This is a genomic window from Anaerotignum sp. MSJ-24 (assembly GCF_018918145.1).
Taxonomy (GTDB): Bacteria; Bacillota; Clostridia; order Lachnospirales; family Anaerotignaceae; genus Metalachnospira.
This window is the reverse complement of the sequence record NZ_JAHLPX010000004.1, coordinates 173,967-193,229: the sequence shown is the minus strand read 5'-3', so window position 1 is coordinate 193,229 and position 19,263 is coordinate 173,967. Positions and strand designations below refer to the sequence as shown.

Annotated in this window: 20 protein-coding genes; 3 read left to right on the top strand and 17 right to left on the bottom strand. The window is 38.5% G+C overall.

The genetic code is table 11. The features are described from left to right. Positions 1–2: 2 nt before the first annotated feature. From KQI66_RS04140 to carA, 7 genes are all read right to left on the bottom strand, one after another. Entirely contained in the window at positions 3–770 is a 768-nt protein-coding gene (locus KQI66_RS04140) for a hypothetical protein (protein WP_216427412.1), read from the bottom strand. Between the two features lie 29 nt (positions 771–799). Beyond that, positions 800–1,537 carry a class B sortase gene (locus KQI66_RS04135; RefSeq protein ID WP_216427411.1) on the bottom strand — a complete coding sequence of 246 codons (738 nt, stop codon included), beginning with the start codon at positions 1,535–1,537 and terminating at the stop codon, positions 800–802. Then, a complete protein-coding gene (locus KQI66_RS04130) occupies positions 1,521–2,222 on the bottom strand; it encodes a CpsB/CapC family capsule biosynthesis tyrosine phosphatase (protein ID WP_216427410.1) in 702 nt (233 codons plus the stop codon). Before KQI66_RS04130 ends, KQI66_RS04135 begins: the two co-directional genes overlap by 17 nt. A gap of 13 nt (positions 2,223–2,235) precedes the next feature. Next, positions 2,236–3,051: a CpsD/CapB family tyrosine-protein kinase gene (locus tag KQI66_RS04125; protein WP_216427409.1), complete on the bottom strand. Its 816-nt coding sequence runs from the start codon at positions 3,049–3,051 to the stop codon at positions 2,236–2,238. 1 nt (position 3,052) lies between these two features. Then, positions 3,053–3,841 carry a YveK family protein gene (locus KQI66_RS04120; RefSeq protein ID WP_216427408.1) on the bottom strand — a complete coding sequence of 263 codons (789 nt, stop codon included), beginning with the start codon at positions 3,839–3,841 and terminating at the stop codon, positions 3,053–3,055. 253 nt (positions 3,842–4,094) lie between these two features. Beyond that, positions 4,095–7,277 carry a carbamoyl-phosphate synthase large subunit gene (carB, locus tag KQI66_RS04115; RefSeq protein ID WP_216427407.1) on the bottom strand — a complete coding sequence of 1,061 codons (3,183 nt, stop codon included), beginning with the start codon at positions 7,275–7,277 and terminating at the stop codon, positions 4,095–4,097. Beyond that, the gene (gene carA, locus KQI66_RS04110; RefSeq protein ID WP_216427406.1) at positions 7,270–8,367 is read right to left on the bottom strand and encodes a glutamine-hydrolyzing carbamoyl-phosphate synthase small subunit; all 1,098 of its coding nucleotides are present in this window, start codon (positions 8,365–8,367) and stop codon (positions 7,270–7,272) included. Before carA ends, carB begins: the two co-directional genes overlap by 8 nt. A gap of 399 nt (positions 8,368–8,766) precedes the next feature. Between carA and KQI66_RS04105 the strand changes: the two genes are divergently transcribed. Next, positions 8,767–9,042 (top strand): hypothetical protein, encoded by a 276-nt coding sequence (locus KQI66_RS04105; protein WP_216427405.1) that lies wholly within the window; start codon positions 8,767–8,769, stop codon positions 9,040–9,042. A gap of 47 nt (positions 9,043–9,089) precedes the next feature. On the opposite strand, the gene KQI66_RS04100 is transcribed toward KQI66_RS04105, so the two are convergent. Then, on the bottom strand, positions 9,090–10,205 hold the full coding sequence (locus KQI66_RS04100; RefSeq protein ID WP_216427404.1) for a GNAT family N-acetyltransferase: 1,116 nt from the start codon (positions 10,203–10,205) through the stop codon (positions 9,090–9,092). A gap of 24 nt (positions 10,206–10,229) precedes the next feature. Then, complete coding sequence (locus tag KQI66_RS04095) at positions 10,230–10,424, bottom strand: hypothetical protein (protein WP_216427403.1); 195 nt, start codon at positions 10,422–10,424, stop codon at positions 10,230–10,232. 139 nt (positions 10,425–10,563) lie between these two features. Between KQI66_RS04095 and KQI66_RS04090 the strand changes: the two genes are divergently transcribed. Continuing rightward, a complete protein-coding gene (locus tag KQI66_RS04090; RefSeq protein ID WP_216427402.1) occupies positions 10,564–11,538 on the top strand; it encodes a D-2-hydroxyacid dehydrogenase in 975 nt (324 codons plus the stop codon). An 89-nt stretch (positions 11,539–11,627) separates the two neighbouring features. On the opposite strand, the gene groL is transcribed toward KQI66_RS04090, so the two are convergent. The 6 genes from groL to nifS form a co-directional block, all read right to left on the bottom strand. Next, complete coding sequence (groL, locus tag KQI66_RS04085; protein ID WP_216427401.1) at positions 11,628–13,256, bottom strand: chaperonin GroEL; 1,629 nt, start codon at positions 13,254–13,256, stop codon at positions 11,628–11,630. Between the two features lie 27 nt (positions 13,257–13,283). Continuing rightward, positions 13,284–13,571 (bottom strand): co-chaperone GroES, encoded by a 288-nt coding sequence (locus KQI66_RS04080; protein WP_216427400.1) that lies wholly within the window; start codon positions 13,569–13,571, stop codon positions 13,284–13,286. 185 nt (positions 13,572–13,756) lie between these two features. Next, positions 13,757–13,936 (bottom strand): FeoB-associated Cys-rich membrane protein, encoded by a 180-nt coding sequence (locus KQI66_RS04075; RefSeq protein WP_216427399.1) that lies wholly within the window; start codon positions 13,934–13,936, stop codon positions 13,757–13,759. A gap of 12 nt (positions 13,937–13,948) precedes the next feature. Continuing rightward, entirely contained in the window at positions 13,949–14,605 is a 657-nt protein-coding gene (locus KQI66_RS04070) for an HAD family hydrolase (RefSeq protein WP_216427398.1), read from the bottom strand. A 68-nt stretch (positions 14,606–14,673) separates the two neighbouring features. Beyond that, positions 14,674–15,114: a Fe-S cluster assembly scaffold protein NifU gene (gene nifU, locus KQI66_RS04065; RefSeq protein WP_216427397.1), complete on the bottom strand. Its 441-nt coding sequence runs from the start codon at positions 15,112–15,114 to the stop codon at positions 14,674–14,676. A gap of 27 nt (positions 15,115–15,141) precedes the next feature. Next, a complete protein-coding gene (gene nifS, locus KQI66_RS04060) occupies positions 15,142–16,323 on the bottom strand; it encodes a cysteine desulfurase NifS (protein WP_216427396.1) in 1,182 nt (393 codons plus the stop codon). 197 nt (positions 16,324–16,520) lie between these two features. Between nifS and KQI66_RS04055 the strand changes: the two genes are divergently transcribed. Continuing rightward, positions 16,521–17,015 (top strand): hypothetical protein, encoded by a 495-nt coding sequence (locus tag KQI66_RS04055; RefSeq protein WP_216427395.1) that lies wholly within the window; start codon positions 16,521–16,523, stop codon positions 17,013–17,015. 82 nt (positions 17,016–17,097) lie between these two features. Here the strand turns inward: KQI66_RS04055 and recN are convergent, their stop codons facing one another. Both recN and KQI66_RS04045 read right to left on the bottom strand, forming a co-directional pair. Then, positions 17,098–18,795: a DNA repair protein RecN gene (gene recN, locus KQI66_RS04050; protein WP_216427394.1), complete on the bottom strand. Its 1,698-nt coding sequence runs from the start codon at positions 18,793–18,795 to the stop codon at positions 17,098–17,100. Between the two features lie 14 nt (positions 18,796–18,809). Further along, positions 18,810–19,262 carry an arginine repressor gene (locus tag KQI66_RS04045; protein ID WP_216427393.1) on the bottom strand — a complete coding sequence of 151 codons (453 nt, stop codon included), beginning with the start codon at positions 19,260–19,262 and terminating at the stop codon, positions 18,810–18,812. Between the last annotated feature and the right edge of the window lies 1 nt (position 19,263).

The following is a 19,263-nucleotide window of genomic DNA, read 5'->3' as shown; positions in this document are numbered from 1 at the left end:
GATTAAAATGATTTTTTGCTTTTCTTAACTACAAAAGCACCGCCTGCGGCTGCAACAATGAATACAACTGCCATGATTCCCATGTTCATATCATCGCTTGTCTGAGGTGAAGAAGGGCCGTTGGGATCGATTGCAACCTGTCCGCCATCGGAAACAAATACTACGGGGCACATTTTGTCAAATGTAACGCTTACAGAACCGTCGCTGTTACGTTTAACATTTTCAGCAGGTATAATGTTCCAGTCATCGCCGTTTGTAATATCACAGTTTGTCATAACCATTAAAAACATATCTGCCGCATAATCGGTATCAAATGTTATTGTTATTGTGTTGCCTTCTGTATTGAGATAATCAAGATATGTCTGATCCATAGTAACATCGAAAAGGTCACGTATTACTACATCTTCTTCTGTTAATCCGTCAGAATTTTTTGAAAGGTAATCATTTATATTTGCTGTGAGCTCGCTGAGCTGTTTATCCGAAAGCTGACCAAAAGCTGTGTTAAGATATAATTTGATGTTATCGGCAGCCTGGTCTCTTTTTGAATAAGGTGTAACCACTAAGCTTCCGCCGGGTATTGATGCAATTTCATTGCCATCCTTATCTCTTATAACAGCGTCAACACTTGCACCGTCTTTATTTGTAGTCTGTATAACAGCCGGCTCCGATTTTCTTTCAACGCTCGGTGTAAAGTCAGCGGCATAAGCAAAGCTTGCCGTTGCTGTAAAAATTACTGCTGTTGTTAACATTGCAAAAACTTTCTTTAACATATACATTCCTCCCAAATATGGTAATTACGTTATTCGTTACCTACAAGCTTTGCACATACCAAATAGCGCTTATCTTTGTTTCCCTTAAGACATGTAGATAAAATAATTACCTTATCCTCCGGCTCAAGTGAAGCATTTTCGTCTACATTTGCTCCGATTGCCCTAACAGACATTATATCATCAAAAAATACTCTGTATGTTCTGCTGTTAGAAAAATCGTAATTATATAAAATATGCCATTTTTCAAAGGGGACTGCCGCAAATATTGTATAATGCAGTTCCTTATCCGGCATATATATATCTATTTCATTATTGCTTTTAAAAAAATCCGAATCAGAATAGTATTCCTGAAGCTTTCCGAACATTCTGCCGTCAAGCATATCATGTCCGTAAATCATTGTAACTATATCGGAAAAATCCTTACTGTTATATTCATGCTCAGTATACAGGCTTCCGGCAGAATTCTTTTTGCCGTCAACGTCATGGTTCAGATAAAAGCTGTCATCATCTTCATTTTGAAGTATAGGATAGCTTATTTCTGTTCCCGGTATTTCAATCCACGCATAAATATCAGGATTTTGTTTTTTCAATTCATCAAAATCAATAGGACTTTTATATTTCTCATCAACCGTATTTGTTTCTTCATTTATCTCCTCAGGTTTGTTTTCAACAGCCTCATTTTTCGGTGTTTTTAATAGCAAAACCAGTATTACGGCAATAACCGCCATAATACAAATAATTAAGATATTTTTATTTTTTCGGCCCATATAAAGCCCTCTTTTCTCTACAGTGAAGCGTTCTCACTCCGCCTCTGCCAAGATGTTTTTCTATGATTGAAACAGCCGTTCCGAAATTCGGCGGTCTGCTCTCCATATTGTGGCAGTCAGAGCCAATCATATCTATTTCGCCGTTTTTAAACATATTTATTGCTTTTCTGCGGCTCATCAGCCTTATAAAATATTCGGCACTGACCTGCATAAGAATGCCATTTTCTCTTAAATAATTCCAAGTATCGGTGTCTTGAAAACGGAAATATCTTTCGATATGTGCAAGCATAACCTTAATGCCTTTTCTGTCATTCAGCTTTAATATTATGTCCTGCATACGTGAAGTCCATTTTGTTTCCGGCATTTCAAGCAATAACAGCTCCGTATCTTCGATACGGAAATCCAATATTTCTTCACTTCTGTATATACCGTCGTAATAATGTACCTCTGCACCGAGCCATATATCCGGCATATCCTCCGTAAGATACGGAATAAGCCTCCGTACGGAATGATCTCTTGCCACAAACCATTGCTTTGGGTTATGCACAGAAGGATAAAAATGCGGAGTAGCCGCAATATCCGTAACACCCTGTCTGTAGCTTTCTTTAAGCATAGTTACGCTTTCCTCAACGCTTTTGCTTCCATCATCAAGCTTAGGCAAAAAATGTGAATGAATATCAAACACCTATCTCACCTCATTAATTATTGGAATTACTTTCGACTTTGTCAAGCATTTCTTTATACTTCTGTGAATACGAATAAGAATATCCGTAACCATAACCATAACCTTTTCCGTATTTCTTATAGCTTTTTTTGCTTACTTCAGAACAGTTCATTACAAATCCAAGCACCTTTACATTAAGGAACTCCATCTGACGCATTGTTTCAGCAAGTGAACGTTGGTCACAATAATCCTGTCGTACAACAATAATCATACCACTTAGCAAATCAGAGATTGCAAGGCCGTCACTTACAACTGTAATCGGTGGAAGGTCAATAATTATATAATCATAAATTTCGGATAATCCTGTAATAAGACTTTTCATTCTTTCAGATGTTAAAAGTTCGGAAGGATTCGGAGGAATTTCTCCGGCGGCAAGAACGTTTAGATTCTTAAGGGCAACCGAAACGGAAATAGCGTCCTTAGGTTCACATATACCTGCAAGAACATGTGAAAGTCCAAGCTCGGTCTTGAGCTGAAGCAGCTTAGCTGCAACCGGAAGTCTCATATCACCTTCAATAAGAAGTACTTTTTTGCCTGTTTCGGCAAGTGTATAAGCTGTATTTATTGAGGTTGTGCTCTTTCCTTCGCCCTGTAACGCACTTGTTACACCGATTACCTTGCATTTTCCTTCATCAGCCATGCTGAACATAAGATTTGTTCTCAGAAGCTTATATGCCTCCGATGCCGCAAAGCTCAATCTTTTTCCTACTATTCTTTTCTGATCCTGAAAAGAATTTTTCTTAGCATTATTCTGGTTATTAAAATATTTCTTTTCCTGTTTTTTCAGCACCTTATTTCACCTCATCTTTCTCTTTTTTAGAAGAACCGTAGGTTCCGTAGTATGATGATGATTCATTAACTCGATATAAATTAGGTACTACTGCTAAAACAGGAAGATTATATGTCTGAAGAAGATATTCTTCATCATGTATCTTTGTATCAAGTAATGTAAGAACTACAATAATGGTTGCTGCAATAAATGCACCGACAAAACAGCCTATTGCCGTCATTTTGGTTATGTTTGGTGAAACCTTTTCACTCGGAACAATTGCATGGTCAACAATTCTTACCGAGCTACCATCAACTATATCAGCAATTTTATCCGGAAGTATCTTGGCTATGCTGTTTGCAATAACCTCTGCCTCCTCGGGATCTGCCGATTCAACAGCAACACGGAATATTTCGGTATTGTTCAGAGCCTCGGCCGAAATCATATTCTTAAGCTCTTCATATGTATAATCAAGCTTTGCATCTTTGATAACTGCATTAAGTGTTGTTCTTGTATTAAGTATTACTATATATGTCTCAACAAGACTCTGTGCCGCAGTAAGTTCCGATGAAGAAATAGAAAACGACGTACTTCCCACAGAAAATGAACTGTTGTTTACATACATAAGTGCTTCTGCTCTATACATAGGTGTTATATAAAATCTCGCATAGGAAAATGTTGCACCACCGATAACGACCGCAGCCAGTATAATTGCCCAAAGTCTGTGCCACAACGCCTTAGCCAAGGCAATTAAGTCGATTTCAATTTCATCGTCTTCCATTTTATTATATTCTTTTAAATATTTTGCCATAATTATTTATAATGTTCTTATTTATTTCTTATACAAACTTAAAAAACATTAATCCTCCATTTAAGATTGTATTATATTTGTAAAAAGCTGTCAACATTACTATAAACCAAAAATATAATACATTTTATATAAGTTATAGGTGATTTTCACAAAATAAATACAAGATTTTGCGTAATACGGAAAACAATAATCAATAACCAAAAAATACTGCTTTCAAACACTTGTCTAAAAGCAGTATATAAAAACTTATTTATTACTGTGCATCTATTGTTGAAATGCCTATTGTCATTTCCTCAAGAACCTCGAGAAGCATTCTTACTGTATCAAGTGATGTGAACATTGTTGCATTGTTTTCAACTGCACATCTTCTGATAATATATCCGTCCTCGTAATGACGTCCGGAAAGTATCGCTCTTGTGTTTACAATATAATTTATCTTTCCACTTCTTATGTCACGAAGTATTTCATCATTGCCTTCGCATATCTTACCGTAAACTCTTGTTCTGATACCTCTTTCCTTGAGATATTCGGCTGTCATTTCGGTAGCAACAATATTGAATCCGAGGTTATAAAATCTCTTTACAAGCGGGAATGTTTCTGCTTTATCCTCATCGGCAACCGTTACAAGCACAGTACCGTGATCCGTAAGGGCAATTCCGGATGCCTGAAGTGCTTTATACATAGCTCTTGTAAGCTTCTTATCATATCCGATTGCCTCACCTGTTGACTTCATTTCCGGTGAAAGATATGCGTCAAGTCCGCTTATCTTCGAGAATGAGAATGCAGGAGCTTTTACATACCAGCTGTCCTTTTCCTTTGCATAAAGCTCTGTAAAGCCCTGTTCCTTAAGGCTTACACCGAGTATAACAAGTGTTGCTATGTCAGCAAGGAAGTATCCTGTTGCCTTTGAAAGGAAAGGAACTGTTCTTGACGAACGTGGATTAACCTCGATTACATATACGTCTTCATTCTTGTCTACAATAAACTGGATATTGTAAAGACCGATGATACCGATTCCAAGTCCAAGCTTCTTTGTATATTCAATTATTTTATCTTTTGCCTTCTGTGAAACGCTGAATGTAGGATAAACACTTATACTGTCACCGGAATGAATACCTGTTCTTTCAACAAGCTCCATAATTCCCGGTATAAATACATCCTTACCGTCACATACTGCGTCAACCTCAAGCTCTTTTCCTGTTATATACTTATCTACAAGAACAGGCTGATCTTCGTTTACTTCAACAGCAGTCTTAAGATATTCTCTTAAGTCCTCTTCCTTAGATACAATCTGCATTGCACGGCCGCCGAGAACATAGCTTGGACGAACAAGAACAGGATAGCCAATCTGTTCTGCCGCCTTAAAGCCTGCCTCAAGACTTGTTACCGCAACACCCTTAGGCTGGGGAATGTTAAGTGACTGCATAACCTTCTCGAATGAATCTCTGTTTTCCGCCTTTTCGATTGCCTCGCAGTCCGTTCCGATAATCTCAACTCCTCTTTCCATAAGGGGCTCTGCAAGATTGATTGCTGTCTGGCCGCCAAGGCATGCGATTACTCCGATAGGCTTTTCAAGCTCTATTACATTCATAACGTCTTCCGGAGTAAGCGGCTCAAAATAAAGCTTATCGCTTGTTGTATAGTCTGTTGAAACTGTTTCTGGGTTGTTGTTGATGATTATTGCCTCATAGCCGTTTTCCTTTATTGTCTTTACTGCATGAACTGTTGAATAGTCGAACTCAACACCCTGTCCGATACGGATAGGACCTGAACCGAGAACAACAATCTTCTTTTTGTCACTTACTATTGACTCATTTTCCTCTTCATATGTTGAGTAGAAATAAGGAATATAGCTGTCAAACTCTGATGCACAGGTATCAATCATTTTGTAAACAGGGAATATATTATTTTCTTTTCTTAAAGCATAAACCTCTGCGTCCTTCATGTTCCAAAGAATACCGATATATTTGTCGGAGAAGCCCATTTTCTTTGCTTTGTAAAGAATGTCTGTATTTCCCTTATTTTCCTTGATTACATTTTCAAAATCCACAATGTTTTTAATCTTTTCAAGGAAAAGCATATCTATCTGTGTTGCATTGCATATCATACCGGGATCAATGCCGTTTCTGAGTAGCTTTGCAATGGCATAAATTCTGTCGTCAGTTCCGATTTCAATATATTTAAGAAGTTCTTCATTTGATTTGTCATCAAATTTGGGCATCCATAAGTGGCATACACCTATTTCAAGAGAACGAACTGCCTTGAGAAGGCTTTCTTCTATTGTTCTGCCTATGCTCATTACCTCACCGGTTGCCTTCATCTGTGTGCTGAGCTTGTTTGATGCGGATGCAAACTTATCAAACGGGAATCTCGGCATTTTTGTTACAACATAGTCAAGCGCAGGCTCAAAGCTTGCAGGTGTGTTTGCAATCTGTATTTCATCAAGATGAAGTCCTACCGCAATCTTTGCGGAAACTCTTGCAATAGGATAGCCGCTTGCCTTTGACGCAAGCGCAGATGAACGTGAAACTCTTGGATTTACCTCAATAAGATAATATCTGAAGGATTCGGGATCGAGTGCAAACTGAACATTACAACCGCCTTCTATCTCAAGTGCTCTTATTAATTTAAGTGCACTGTCACGAAGAAGATGATATTCCTTGTTTGTAAGTGTCTGTGAAGGTGCAACAACGATAGAGTCACCTGTATGGATACCAACAGGATCTATGTTTTCCATATTACATATTGTGATTGCTGTGTCATTTGCATCACGGATTACTTCGTATTCAATCTCCTTATATCCTTTAATACTCTTTTCAACAAGTACCTCATGCACAGGTGAAAGCTGGAGAGCATTTTTCATAATTACTTTGAATTCTTCTTCGTTATCGGCAAATCCGCCGCCTGTTCCGCCGAGTGTGAATGCAGGACGAAGAACAACAGGATAACCTATTTCTGCGGCAGCCGCAAGACCTTCTTCCATTGAATGAGTAGTCTGTGAAGGAAGTACAGGCTCGCCGAGAGATATACAAAGCTCCTTGAACATTTCTCTGTCTTCGGCTCTTTCAATACTTTCCTTGCTTGTTCCGAGCATTTCTACTCCGCATTCCTCAAGAACGCCGTTTTCCGCAAGTGCCATAGCAAGGTTAAGGCCTGTCTGTCCGCCGATACCGGGAACAAGTGCATCGGGACGTTCCATTCTTATTATTTTTGCAACATATTCCGGTGTAAGCGGTTCCATGTAAACCTTATCCGCAATAGTTGTGTCTGTCATAATTGTTGCGGGATTTGAGTTGGCAAGAATTACTTCGTAGCCTTCTTCCTTAAGAGCAAGGCATGCCTGTGTTCCCGCATAGTCAAACTCTGCAGCCTGTCCGATTACGATTGGACCTGAGCCGATTACAAGTATTTTTTTAATATCCGTTCTCTTAGGCATTTTCCTTATTCTCCTTCATAATATTTATAAATTTATCGAAAAGATATGCACTGTCCTGAGGTCCGGGAGCACTTTCCGGGTGATACTGAACACTGAATACCTTGTCCTTCTTGCATTCAACGCCTTCAACAGTGTTGTCAAGAAGATTGATATGTGTTGCCGTAAGCTCTGTATTTTTAAGTGAATCCATGTCAACAGCGTAGCTGTGGTTCTGGCTTGTTATTTCAATCTTGCCAGTTTCAAGGTTTTTAACAGGGTGGTTTCCGCCTCTGTGACCGAATTTAAGCTTGTATGTCTTTGCACCGTATGCAAGCGAAATCATCTGGTGTCCAAGACAGATACCGAAGATAGGATATTTTCCTTTAAGCTTTTTAACAAGCTCGATTACAGGCTGAACATCTTCGGGATCTCCTGGGCCGTTAGAAAGGAATATTCCGTCCGGAGTGTGCATTTCTATCTCTTCCGCTGTTGTGTTCCAGGGAACAATCGTTACGTTGCATCTTCTTGCATTAAGACTTCTTACAATGTTGAGCTTAATTCCGCAGTCAATAGCAACAACATTGTACTGATGATTTGATGTTCTTGAATACCATCTTTTTTTACAGCTTACCTTTGATACAGCGTCCTTCGGAATCGGTGTTTCTTTTATTATTCTGAGTGCCTCTTCCTTAGGTGTGTCAATATCTGTTATATATACTCGTCTGCTTCCGAGATCTCTTATACTTCTGCCAATCTTTCTTGTGTCAACACCCCATATTCCGGGAATTTTGTTTTCCTCAAGAATTTCCGAAAGTGTTTTTGTATAACGGAAGTTGCTGGGGAGGTCGTTATATTCTCTTACAACAAGACCGCCGATTGTAGGAACCTTTGTTTCAAAATCTTCATCTGTTATACCATAGTTACCTATAAGAGGATATGTCATAACTACCATCTGATAGGTATATGAAGGGTCGGATACAATTTCCTGATAACCGACCATAGAAGTATTGAACACAATTTCACAAACTCTGTCTGTGTGGTATCCAAAACCGTAACCATAGTACTCACTGCCGTCTTCGAGAACTATTTTTCTGTTAAAATCGTCTTTCATAGCCTTTTATCCTTTCTATAAAAAAACCGGCAAATGCAATAAAAATTCTACTGCATTACCGGCGAAGAAAAATGATTTACCATTATAATAAAATCTAAAAAGAAATCTATAAAATGAGGAAGCTTTGTAAATAAATATGCAATTTTTGCAGAATTGATAATCATATTAAAGCACCTCCGTTTTTTATATCGGGTAGTATTTTAACATTTGTAACTACCGTTGTCAATAAAAGTTAAGCATATATTATATAAAAAGCATTGTATATAAATTAATCAATATTAATTATAATTATTTAAGCACATTTCCGTACAACTGTAATTTTTTACAAGAACATATATGGACATTACACTCAAAAGCTGATAAAATTTAATCATAAAATATCAGAGGGAGGTAATATTCATGGGATTATTTAATGATGTTGCAAAAAAGGTCGGCACTGTTGCAGGCGAAGCAGGAACAAAGGCTAAAGATCTTGCCAATATAACAAAGCTCTCTGCCTCTGTCGGTGCAAAGGAAAAGGAAATAGAAAAGCTCTATATAAACATAGGCAAATTCGTTTACGAAAACAATCGAGATGTATTACCGGAAGAGCTTTCCGAAACTGTCGAAAAAATTGATACTCTCAAAGAAGAAATTTCCGAACTTAATAAACAAATAGAAGAGCTTAAAAACTGATTATAAACCAACTGCCGTACTTAATAAGTTCGGCAGTTTTGTCTAAATCAATATTCATCGCAAATATAGCATTTCATCTTAGGATAACGCTTATCCAAATTTTCCGCAACAGCTTTGTTGTTTACTATTGCATTACCTTCACTTTCAAGCTCTGCCAATGATTTATAGCCTTCGGCAAACTGAAGAAAATGTCCTGCATTTATTTCAATATCAGCCTCGGTATTATCCTCTGCCGTTTCTCCGTTCAAATGAAAAACACCGTTATTGTTGTCAATTACGCTGTCAGAAAGCTTTATAACAGCAGTTTCTTCGGCAAATACTATTTTCATAAGCCTTCTTACGTTAACAAGTGCCGCAACACCGTGTCTTATCGTTTCTTTATCACAGCCTTCCAGCATAGCTCCGCAATCGGGCGGAAGTTTAATTTTTATCGGTTTATTATCCGCAATAAATGCAAGCGCAGTTGTAAGGCTCTGTGCGGTTTCTTCATCATCATATATCAGCTCAATGGCGGTAAGTCCGTTTACACCGTTAAAATACAGTGCATAGCCTTTTACCTCATTGTTCTTTTCGCAAATAATAAATTCTCCGCCGTCCGATATAAGATCAGCAAACTTAAGTCTGAAATCAGCCATAGATCTTGCAAGAATTCCGGAATATTTAGAAGCAAATAAAGTATATGCCGCATAAAGCTTACCTATATCTGACATTCTTCCGAAATTCACCGATGCCGGCATTATTTTCGGCTTATCGGCAGTGCCGCTGATAAAGCTTGTGTCTGTTGCCGTATAATTTTCAAGCGGAAAATAACTTTCATGCTTTACGGGTGTATGCGGTGCAACCGCAATGCCGTCATCGGATAGCTTTGTCAACAGTATTTTAAACGCTGTTGACATATATCCTCTTCCTCTGTATCTCTTGTCGGTTGAAAATCCGGCAAGCATAGCCGAAGGAACAATATAATTTCTGATACACATATTCACAGGATACGAATACATAGCATTTACAAGCTCATCATCCTCAATAGTACAAACAGTATATTCAGGGATAAATCTTTTTTCAAAATAATAATCAAGGAATGAATCGCTGTCTCCGAAACAGCTCTGCCATAAAGCTCTTAAATAAGGCTTATCCTCCATAGTGCATATTCTTTGAACTGCCATGTATCAGTCACCTCCTGTTGAAATTTATTTAACTCCGTATTCCTTTTTAAGCTCTGCAAGCATTTCTCTGTATCTGTCATTTATCATGTCTGTTTTTCCCTTACTTCCGGCAGCAAGACCTCTTGTGGGAGCTTTTTTCTTGAGCTCGTCCTGTATTTCGTCGTCCCATGCCTTCATAAGTGCATTAAGTTTTTCCATATACTCAGGATTCCATGCCATAATCTTACATTTCCTTTCCGTTATTTATTTAATAATTTTACCACAAAACATATAACAAGGCAAATCATAAATTCGTATTGACTTTCAAACTTCACCGCCTTAAAATCATTAATAATACTCTTTTTAGGAGATGATATAATTGATAAATATACTCGTTACTTCTCCCTGTGATGAGGAATACAAAAAGCTTTTGGAAACAGCCGGAGGTTCTTCCTGCAATTTTACATATGCCGACAGCCGCTTTGTTTCTGAAGATATTCTTAAAAACGAAATCGAAAAAGCAGAAATAATTGTCGGTGAACCCGATGTATCCGCAATTAAAAATGCAAAAAATTTAAAGCTTTTACAGCTCACAATGGCAGGAACGGATAAATACACAAAGAATTATGAATATCCGCAGAATGTTGTTCTTGCAAATGCCTCCGGTGCTTTCGGCGAGGTTATTTCCCAATATGTTATCGGCGGCATTTTGAATATATGCCACAAATTTTATAAATACAGAGATAATCAGCACAAAAATCTCTGGCATGACGAAGGTCTTGAAATCGGTCTTGAAGGAAAGCGCGTGCTTATTGTCGGTGCCGGCGATATAGGAAGTAATATCGCAAAAAAGCTTTCTGTATTCAATACAAAAACAATAGGAATACGAAGAAATATAAACAACATGCCTCCGTATTTTGCAGAAATGCACACATTAGACGAGCTTGACGAACAGCTGCCTCTCGCAGATGTTGTTGTTGCCTGCATACCTAATTCGGAATATACATATCATTTATTCGATAAACACAGATTTATGCTTATGAAAAACGATGCAATATTTGTCAATGTAGGCAGAGGTGCTCTGGTTATCCAGAAGGATTTGATTGATGTATTAAAATCCGGTCATTTGAGTGGAGCTGTTATTGATGTTGCCGAGCCGGAGCCTTTACCACCGGAAAGCGAGCTCTGGTCTGTCGAAAACCTTGTCATAACACCGCATATATCCGGAAAAAGCTTCGGACACCATAAATCAATAACAGATAAAATATATAAAATCTGTGCGGAAAATATAAGCAATTATATTAATAACAAACCTTTAATAAATGTAATAGATTTTAAAAAATTCAGAAAGTAACATGACAAAAGCGGCTCGCCTTCAAGACGAACCGCTTTATTATTTGTGTGTGGACTATTTGATTTTTAATTAATTTAATTTTTGATTAATTACATCATGCCGCCCATTCCGCCGCCTGCCATTGCTGCAGGATTAGGCTCATTACTGGGAAGTTCTGCAACAACAGCCTCTGTTGTAAGGAATGTTGATGCAACTGATGTAGCGTTCTGGAGAGCTGTTCTTGTTACCTTTGTAGGATCGACAATACCTGCTTCAACCATGTCTACATATTTTTCGTTAAGGGCATCAAAACCAACGCCGTCTGCCATGTCTTTTACCTTGTTAACAATAACTGAACCTTCAAGGCCTGCGTTTGCCGCAATCTGACGCATAGGAGCTTCAAGAGCCTTAATAACGATTTCGGCACCTGTCTTTTCATCGCCTGTAAGCTCTGTAAGAAGGCCTTTAATCTTTTCTACTGTATGGATATAAGCTGTACCGCCTCCGGCAATGATACCTTCTTCAACGGCTGCTCTTGTTGCTGCGAGAGCATCTTCCATACGGAGTTTCTTTTCCTTCATTTCTGTTTCTGTTGCTGCACCGATTTTGATTACTGCAACACCGCCTGCAAGTTTAGCAAGTCTTTCCTGAAGTTTTTCTTTATCGAATTCGCTTGTTGTGTTTTCAAGAGCAAGCTTAATCTGTGCGATACGTCCCTGAATATCTTCTTTTGAACCTGCACCGTCAGTAATGATAGTAAGTTCTTTTTCTACTCTTACTGTCTTAGCACGGCCGAGCATATCAAGTGTTGTGTCCTTAAGGTCGATACCAACTTCTTCCGAAATTACTGTACCGCCTGTAAGAGCTGCTATATCCCCAAGCATCTGTTTTCTTCTGTCGCCATATCCGGGAGCCTTAACGGCAACGCAAGTGAATGTACCTCTTAATTTGTTTACAACGAGTGTTGCAAGAGCTTCGCTTTCAACATCTTCTGCGATTATGAGAAGCTTGCCGCCTGTCTGTACAAGCTGTTCAAGAATAGGAAGGATTTCCTGGATATTGCTGATTTTCTTGTCTGTGATAAGGATATAAGGGTTATCAAGAACTGCAACCATCTTTTCCATATCTGTTGACATATAAGGTGAAAGGTAACCTTTATCAAACTGCATACCTTCAACCATTTCAAGCTCTGTGTTCATTGTCTTTGATTCTTCAACTGTGATAACACCGTTGTTTGTTACCTTTTCCATAGCGTCTGCAATCATTTCGCCGACTTCGTCATCACCTGATGAAATAGCTGCAACTCTTGCGATATGGTTCTTTGTTGAAACAACCTGGCTCATGCTCTTGATGCTTTCAACTGCTGCATCTGTTGCTTTCTTCATACCTTTACGAAGGATGATTGAGTTAGCACCTGCCGCAATGTTCTTAAGACCTTCCTGAATCATAGCCTGTGCAAGAACTGTTGCTGTTGTTGTACCGTCGCCTGCAACATCGTTTGTCTGTGTAGCGGCTTCTGTTACAAGATGAGCACCCATGTTTTCATAGGGATCTTCAAATTCAATATCCTTAGCGATTGTAACACCATCGTTTGTTATAAGCGGTGAACCGTATTTTCTGTCAAGAACAACATTACGTCCTTTAGGTCCGAGTGTTACCTTTACTGTATCTGCAAGTTTATTTACGCCGGCCTCAAGACCTTTTCTGGCGTCATTTCCGTATTTTACTTCTTTAGCCATAATAACATTACCTCCAAGTATTTATAATCAGTCAACTACTACTGCAAGAATATCATTCTGTTTAACAACAAGTAACTTTTCTCCGTCACATTCAACCTCTGTGCCGCAGTATTTTGAATAGATTACCTTGTCGCCTTCTTTTACCGTCATTTCAACCTTGTTTCCGTCAACATATCCTCCGGGACCAACAGCGATTACAGTTGCCATCTGAGGTTTTTCCTTGGACTGTGAAGGTAAAACAATACCTGATTTTGTCTTTTCTTCTGCTTCTAACTGTTTAATTACAACCTTATCTCCAAGTGGTACAAGTTTCATATTTATTTCCTCCTTCAAATGTCTGGGTTTTCTTTGTTAGCACTCTCATTGCATGAGTGCTAATCATTGAATATATATTACTTTTATACGGTAATATATGCAAATATCGTTTTAAAGTATTTAAGAGTAATTTAACTATATTTTATATTTAAATCAAATTTTATCTCTTATTTTCTTCTCTTTTCTCATTTTTTCTCATTATTTTCATCCGGATGGCACATAGACCTGTTTGCACAGCCTGCGCATGAACTGCCACAGCCTCCGATTTCCGAATTTTCATCTTTTTTGCCGTTTTTGAGCTTTCTGCTCTGCGTATATCCGAGAATAATAACGATAACAACAAGAAGAATAATCCACTTAATCATATTTTCACCTTCTTACAGCTTATATATAACATCTGCATCAATTTTTCTGAAATCATCAATAACTATATTCGCCTTATCAAGGCACTGTTTTCCGCTTGTGGGATTTATATAGCCAACCGATTTCATTCCAGCGGCAACAGCCGCATTAACACCGTTTTCGGAATCCTCAACAACAACACATTCCTCCGGGCTTTTGTTTATCCTTTCGGCAGCAAGCAAAAACACATCAGGTGCCGGTTTGCCGTGCTTAACGTCTATTCCGGACGTAATGCAGTCAAAATATTGTGCTATGCCAAGTTTTTCAAGAACCATATTTATAAGCTCATATCCCGACGATGATGCAACGGCAGTTGTCATTCCTTTTGATTTTATGCTCTTAAGCAGCTCCGGTATTCCTCTGACAGGAGAAATTTCTTCTTTTTTCATTATATCGAGTATCATCTGCTCACGTACAGCGACCATTTCGTCAACATCGGCATTTAATTTAAACAATTCGTTTAAAGCTCTCATTCTGTCCGGCGTTGTTGTTCCGGCATATTTTTCGTAAAACTCCTGCTCTTTGTATACACCGTATTTTTTCATCGACTCAACATCGGCCATATAATGCAATGGCTGGCTGTCAATGAGAACGCCGTCCATGTCGAAAATTACGGCAGTTATCTCTTTCATATTTTCCTCTCATTCCAACAAAACCGATTTCATTGCTGAAATCGGTTTTGTTATTTCCATTAATTCATTTAGTCTTGATCTGGAATTTCATGTAATTCTCCGATGTCGTTTACAGGTCTTTCAAGGCCGTCAATAACGATGTGGTTCTTTTCTGCATAATCCCAAAGAGCTGCATGAAGAGCTTCCTCTGCAAGACATGAACAGTGAACCTTTACAGGAGGCAGACCGTCAAGTGCTTCCATAACAACCTTGTTTGTTATATCGAGTGCTTCGGGAATTGTTTTGCCCTTTACAAGCTCTGTTGCCATACTGCTTGTTGCAACTGCGGCACCGCAGCCGAATGTTTTGAATTTAGCATCTTTAATAATGCCGTCTTCAATCTTGAGATATACCTTCATAATATCTCCGCATTTGGCATTACCTACTGTACCAACGCCGCTTGCATCTTCTATTTCGCCGACATTTCTGGGATTCATGAAATGATCCATTACCTTCTCGCTGTATTCCATAATTATTACCTCCGCAATTCCGTTTTATTACTTATTCTTGTTTTTGATTTCTTCGTAAAGGGGTGACATATCTCTTAATCTCTGAACGATAGGAGGAAGCACCTCTATAAGTTTATCAACCTGTTCTTCTGTGTTCTGGTAACCAAGTGAAATTCTTAATGAACCATGAGCCTTTTCGTGAGGCAGACCGATTGCAAGAAGAACATGTGAAGGATCAAGTGAGCCTGATGTACAAGCCGAACCGCTTGATGCACAAATTCCATAGTTATCGAGTAAAAGAAGCATTGATTCGCCTTCGATAAATTCAAATGATATATTTACGTTTCCGGGAAGTCTGTCAACCGGATGTCCGTTAAGTCTTGCATAATCAATCTTAGAAAGTAAGCTGTTGATTAATTTATCTCTGAGGTAAGTAAGCTTTGCTGTAACCTCGTCAATTTCTGCCATTGCCATTTCTGCGGCTTTACCGAGAGCAACTATACCGATAACATTTTCTGTGCCGGCTCTTCTGCCTCTTTCCTGCTGACCACCATGGATAAGGTTATCAATCTTACAGCCTTTTCTGATATAAAGAGCACCGATTCCCTTAGGAGCGCCGATTTTGTGTCCCGAAATAGAAAGGAAGTCGATATTCATATCCTGTACATCAATTTTAATGTGACCGAATGCCTGTACAGCATCTGTATGGAAGTAAATTCCTTTTTCATGACAGATAGCGCCGATTTCCTTGATAGGCTCAACTGTACCGATTTCGTTGTTTGCAAACATAACACTTACAAGTATTGTTTCGGGTCTGATGGCAGCCTTTAAGTCGTCAAGGCTGATTTTGCCGTATTCATCAACAGGAAGATATGTTACCTCGAAACCATTTTTCTCAAGATATTCACATGTGTGAAGAATAGCGTGATGTTCAATACATGTAGTGATGATATGGTTACCTTTGTTTTTAAGTGCTGAGCTTACGCCTTTAAGCACCCAGTTATCACTTTCCGAACCACAGCCTGTGAAATAAATTTCAGCCGGCTGAGCATTAAGAGCGTCTGCTACCTGCTGTCTTGCTTTGTCAATAGCCTTTTTGCTGTCTCTTGCAATGCTGTAAATGCTTGAAGGGTTTCCGAAATGCTCTTCAATATAGGGCTTTATTTCTTCATATACCTCCGGTCTTATCGGAGTTGTGGCTGCATTATCAAAATAAATTAATTCCTTCATTTCTGTTTACTCCTTTATATATAAAAATTTTAATTTCTATAAAACCTACCATGTTACTTGGACATTCATAATATAGCACGGCAAAAACTATCTGTCAATAAAAAATACCAAATTAGTATGATATAAAATTAAAATATTAATGTATCGGGTTTATTATTTATGCTATACTAAAGACAAAAATATACACAGGTGAACCTATGAAAAGCAAAGAATCTATAATTTCAAAACTCGAAACTCTTATTACACAATACGCACAAACAAACGGTATTGACAGCGATACTGACAAAATGATAAGCATATTATCTGAATATTCCGAAAAAGGCTTTCTGAATACATGGGATACTGCCTTTCTATCCGATAAGCTCGGTATATCTCCGCAGTATATACATAATGATACGGATAAAACAGATATTGACAGCCGCACAGCTACGCTTATGAAAATTATTTCAGACACAGCAGATTTATCCGACGAATATATGGAATATCTTTCGGAATACACCGTACAGCTCAAAGATATTTGTATTAACAACCATTCAATTTCCGATGACGTGGAAATAGTATATATTGATGACAGCGAAGCATATCATATTTCCAACAACAGCCCAATAGTAAAAATTGCTCAACCTAAAACAAAGTACAACAAAGATAACACTAACAAAAGCGATAGCAAAAATATAAATGACAAAAAATAATCCGGCAGACCTAAATCCGCCGGATTATTTTAATTATCGTAACACCTTGGGGCAAAACCCGAAAATATTTATGAAGTATATTTTATCTGTTCTGGCTCTTATATGTATCTGCCATATCCTTCATTTCTCTTGCAGCATTTACCGTAACATCTGTCACCTGTGAACCGGACATAAGCCTTGCCACATCTCTTATGGCGTCACTGCGTTTAAGCAGTCTTATTGCGGTTTTTGTTCTGCCCTTCTGGGAAATCTTTTCAATCATATAATGATTGTCTGCCATAGCGGCTATCTGCGGAAGATGAGTTATACAGATTATCTGCTTTGTTTTGGAAACCTGCTGCATTTTTTCCGCAACCTTCTGTGCCGTTCTTCCGCTTATTCCGGTATCTATTTCATCAAATATAAATGTGCCTATTGAATCGGCATTTCCGAGAACTACCTTAAGCGCAAGCATTACTCTTGAAAGCTCGCCGCCGGAGGCAATCTTTGAAAGCGGCATAAGCTCTTCGCCTTCGTTTGCGTTGAACATAAACTCAACATCGTCCCAGCCATCAATTCCAAGCTGGTTTTTCTGCTCAATTTTTATTTCAAAGCATGCAGATGCCATCTCAAGCTCTCTGAGGTTTTTCTGTATTTCCGCACCTATTTCTTCGGCTTTTTTCTTTCTGATAGCCGTCATAATTCTGCAAACTTCAACCATCTGATTAAAAAGTTCTTTTCTTTCCTTTTCAAGCGTTTCTATACGCTCTCTTGAGTGCATAAGCATATCGTATTCGCTTCTTAAGCTGTCCAGCTTTTCGCAAAGCTTATCGGAGGTGCATATATATTTTTTCTTGAAAGAATATATAATGCTTAATCTCTCCTGAATTTTTTCAAGCTCTTCACCTTCTTCATTTATATCCTCATAATATTTTTTCATTTCTCGTTCGGCCTCAAGGAGCTGAATTGCGGCAGAATTGACAATTTCATATATATATTTTACCGAAATATCAATATCACTGAGCTGTTTAAGTGTATCGGCAGATTCCGTTACCATATCGCTTGCCGGAAGTCCGTTTACTCCGTTATAAAGCAGATTTACGCATTTTCCTGCCATCTCACGCATTTTTTCGCTGTTTTGGAGTATTTTCTTTCTCTCCGCAAGTTCTTCTTCCTCTCCCGGTTTTATTCCGGCAGCCTCAAGCTCGTTTATCTGATATGATATTATTTCTGTTCTTCTTTCTCTTTCGGATTCATTTCCGGAAATAGCCTTCATTTCCTTCATGACCATTTTATATTTTCTGAGAAATTCCGTAAGCTTTGCTTTTTCCGCATCAAGCTCCGTTCCGCAGAATTTATCCAAAAGCATTATGTGCTTTGCACTGTTCATAAGCGACTGGTGCTCATGCTGTCCGTGAAAATCCACAAGACTTTCCGAAAGCTCCTTAAGCTGTCCAACCGTTACCGTTGTGCCGTTCACCTTGCACATGCTTTTGCCGTTCATATGGAGAATACGCCTTATAACGATTGTTTTGTCTTCACCGTATTCTATCCCCATATCATCAAGTATATTTTCAATACGCTTATCTTCTATTGAAAAAACAGCCTCAACAACAGCCTGTTCTTCGCCTCTTCGGACAATGTCTTTATTTGCCCTTCCGCCGAGAGAAAAACCGAGTGCATCTATAATAAGTGATTTACCGGCACCTGTTTCTCCGGTAAGCACATTAAGACCTTTGTCGAAATTTACCTCTGCCTCCTGAATAAGCGCTATATTTTTTATGTTCATGTATTCGAGCATTTTAACGCCCCCTGTCAGCTATGTATTATTCGATAAAGTCTTTCTATAAGCTCTGCCGCCTGGTGGCTTCCTCTGATTACGCAGAAAACGGTATCATCTCCGGCTATCGTTCCGAGGATCTCGCTGTTCTGCATATTGTCAAGTGCAACTCCGACAGCCATTCCCATTCCTTCAAGAGTCTTTATAACAACCATATTGCCGGCATAGTCCATTTTAACAACAGCTTCTTTAAAAACTCTTATAAGTCTGTCGGAAATTTCATTATCACTGTTTGTCATGGCAACATATTTCTGCTTTCCTTTTTCAAGCGAGATTTTTGTAAGACGCATTTCTCTTATATCTCTTGAAACAGTTGCCTGTGTAACATCAAAGCCTTCTTCCCTAAGCTTTGCGGCAAGCTCGTCCTGAGTTTCAATATCGTATTTTTCTATAAGCTCTAATATCTTTGTATGTCTTGATACTTTCACT

Excerpts from the sequence above, each read along its gene's own strand:
- KQI66_RS04140 (WP_216427412.1), bottom strand. The coding sequence starts at position 770 with ATGTTAAAGAAAGTTTTTGCAATGTTAACAACAGCAGTAATTTTTACA.
- KQI66_RS04135 (WP_216427411.1), bottom strand. The coding sequence starts at position 1,537 with ATGGGCCGAAAAAATAAAAATATCTTAATTATTTGTATTATGGCGGTT.
- KQI66_RS04120 (WP_216427408.1), bottom strand. The coding sequence starts at position 3,841 with ATGGCAAAATATTTAAAAGAATATAATAAAATGGAAGACGATGAAATT.
- carB (WP_216427407.1), bottom strand. The coding sequence starts at position 7,277 with ATGCCTAAGAGAACGGATATTAAAAAAATACTTGTAATCGGCTCAGGT.
- carA (WP_216427406.1), bottom strand. The coding sequence starts at position 8,367 with ATGAAAGACGATTTTAACAGAAAAATAGTTCTCGAAGACGGCAGTGAG.
- KQI66_RS04105 (WP_216427405.1), top strand. The coding sequence starts at position 8,767 with ATGGGATTATTTAATGATGTTGCAAAAAAGGTCGGCACTGTTGCAGGC.
- KQI66_RS04100 (WP_216427404.1), bottom strand. The coding sequence starts at position 10,205 with ATGGCAGTTCAAAGAATATGCACTATGGAGGATAAGCCTTATTTAAGA.
- KQI66_RS04095 (WP_216427403.1), bottom strand. The coding sequence starts at position 10,424 with ATGGCATGGAATCCTGAGTATATGGAAAAACTTAATGCACTTATGAAG.
- groL (WP_216427401.1), bottom strand. The coding sequence starts at position 13,256 with ATGGCTAAAGAAGTAAAATACGGAAATGACGCCAGAAAAGGTCTTGAG.
- KQI66_RS04080 (WP_216427400.1), bottom strand. The coding sequence starts at position 13,571 with ATGAAACTTGTACCACTTGGAGATAAGGTTGTAATTAAACAGTTAGAA.
- KQI66_RS04075 (WP_216427399.1), bottom strand. The coding sequence starts at position 13,936 with ATGATTAAGTGGATTATTCTTCTTGTTGTTATCGTTATTATTCTCGGA.
- KQI66_RS04070 (WP_216427398.1), bottom strand. The coding sequence starts at position 14,605 with ATGAAAGAGATAACTGCCGTAATTTTCGACATGGACGGCGTTCTCATT.
- nifU (WP_216427397.1), bottom strand. The coding sequence starts at position 15,114 with ATGGAATACAGCGAGAAGGTAATGGATCATTTCATGAATCCCAGAAAT.
- nifS (WP_216427396.1), bottom strand. The coding sequence starts at position 16,323 with ATGAAGGAATTAATTTATTTTGATAATGCAGCCACAACTCCGATAAGA.
- KQI66_RS04055 (WP_216427395.1), top strand. The coding sequence starts at position 16,521 with ATGAAAAGCAAAGAATCTATAATTTCAAAACTCGAAACTCTTATTACA.
- recN (WP_216427394.1), bottom strand. The coding sequence starts at position 18,795 with ATGCTCGAATACATGAACATAAAAAATATAGCGCTTATTCAGGAGGCA.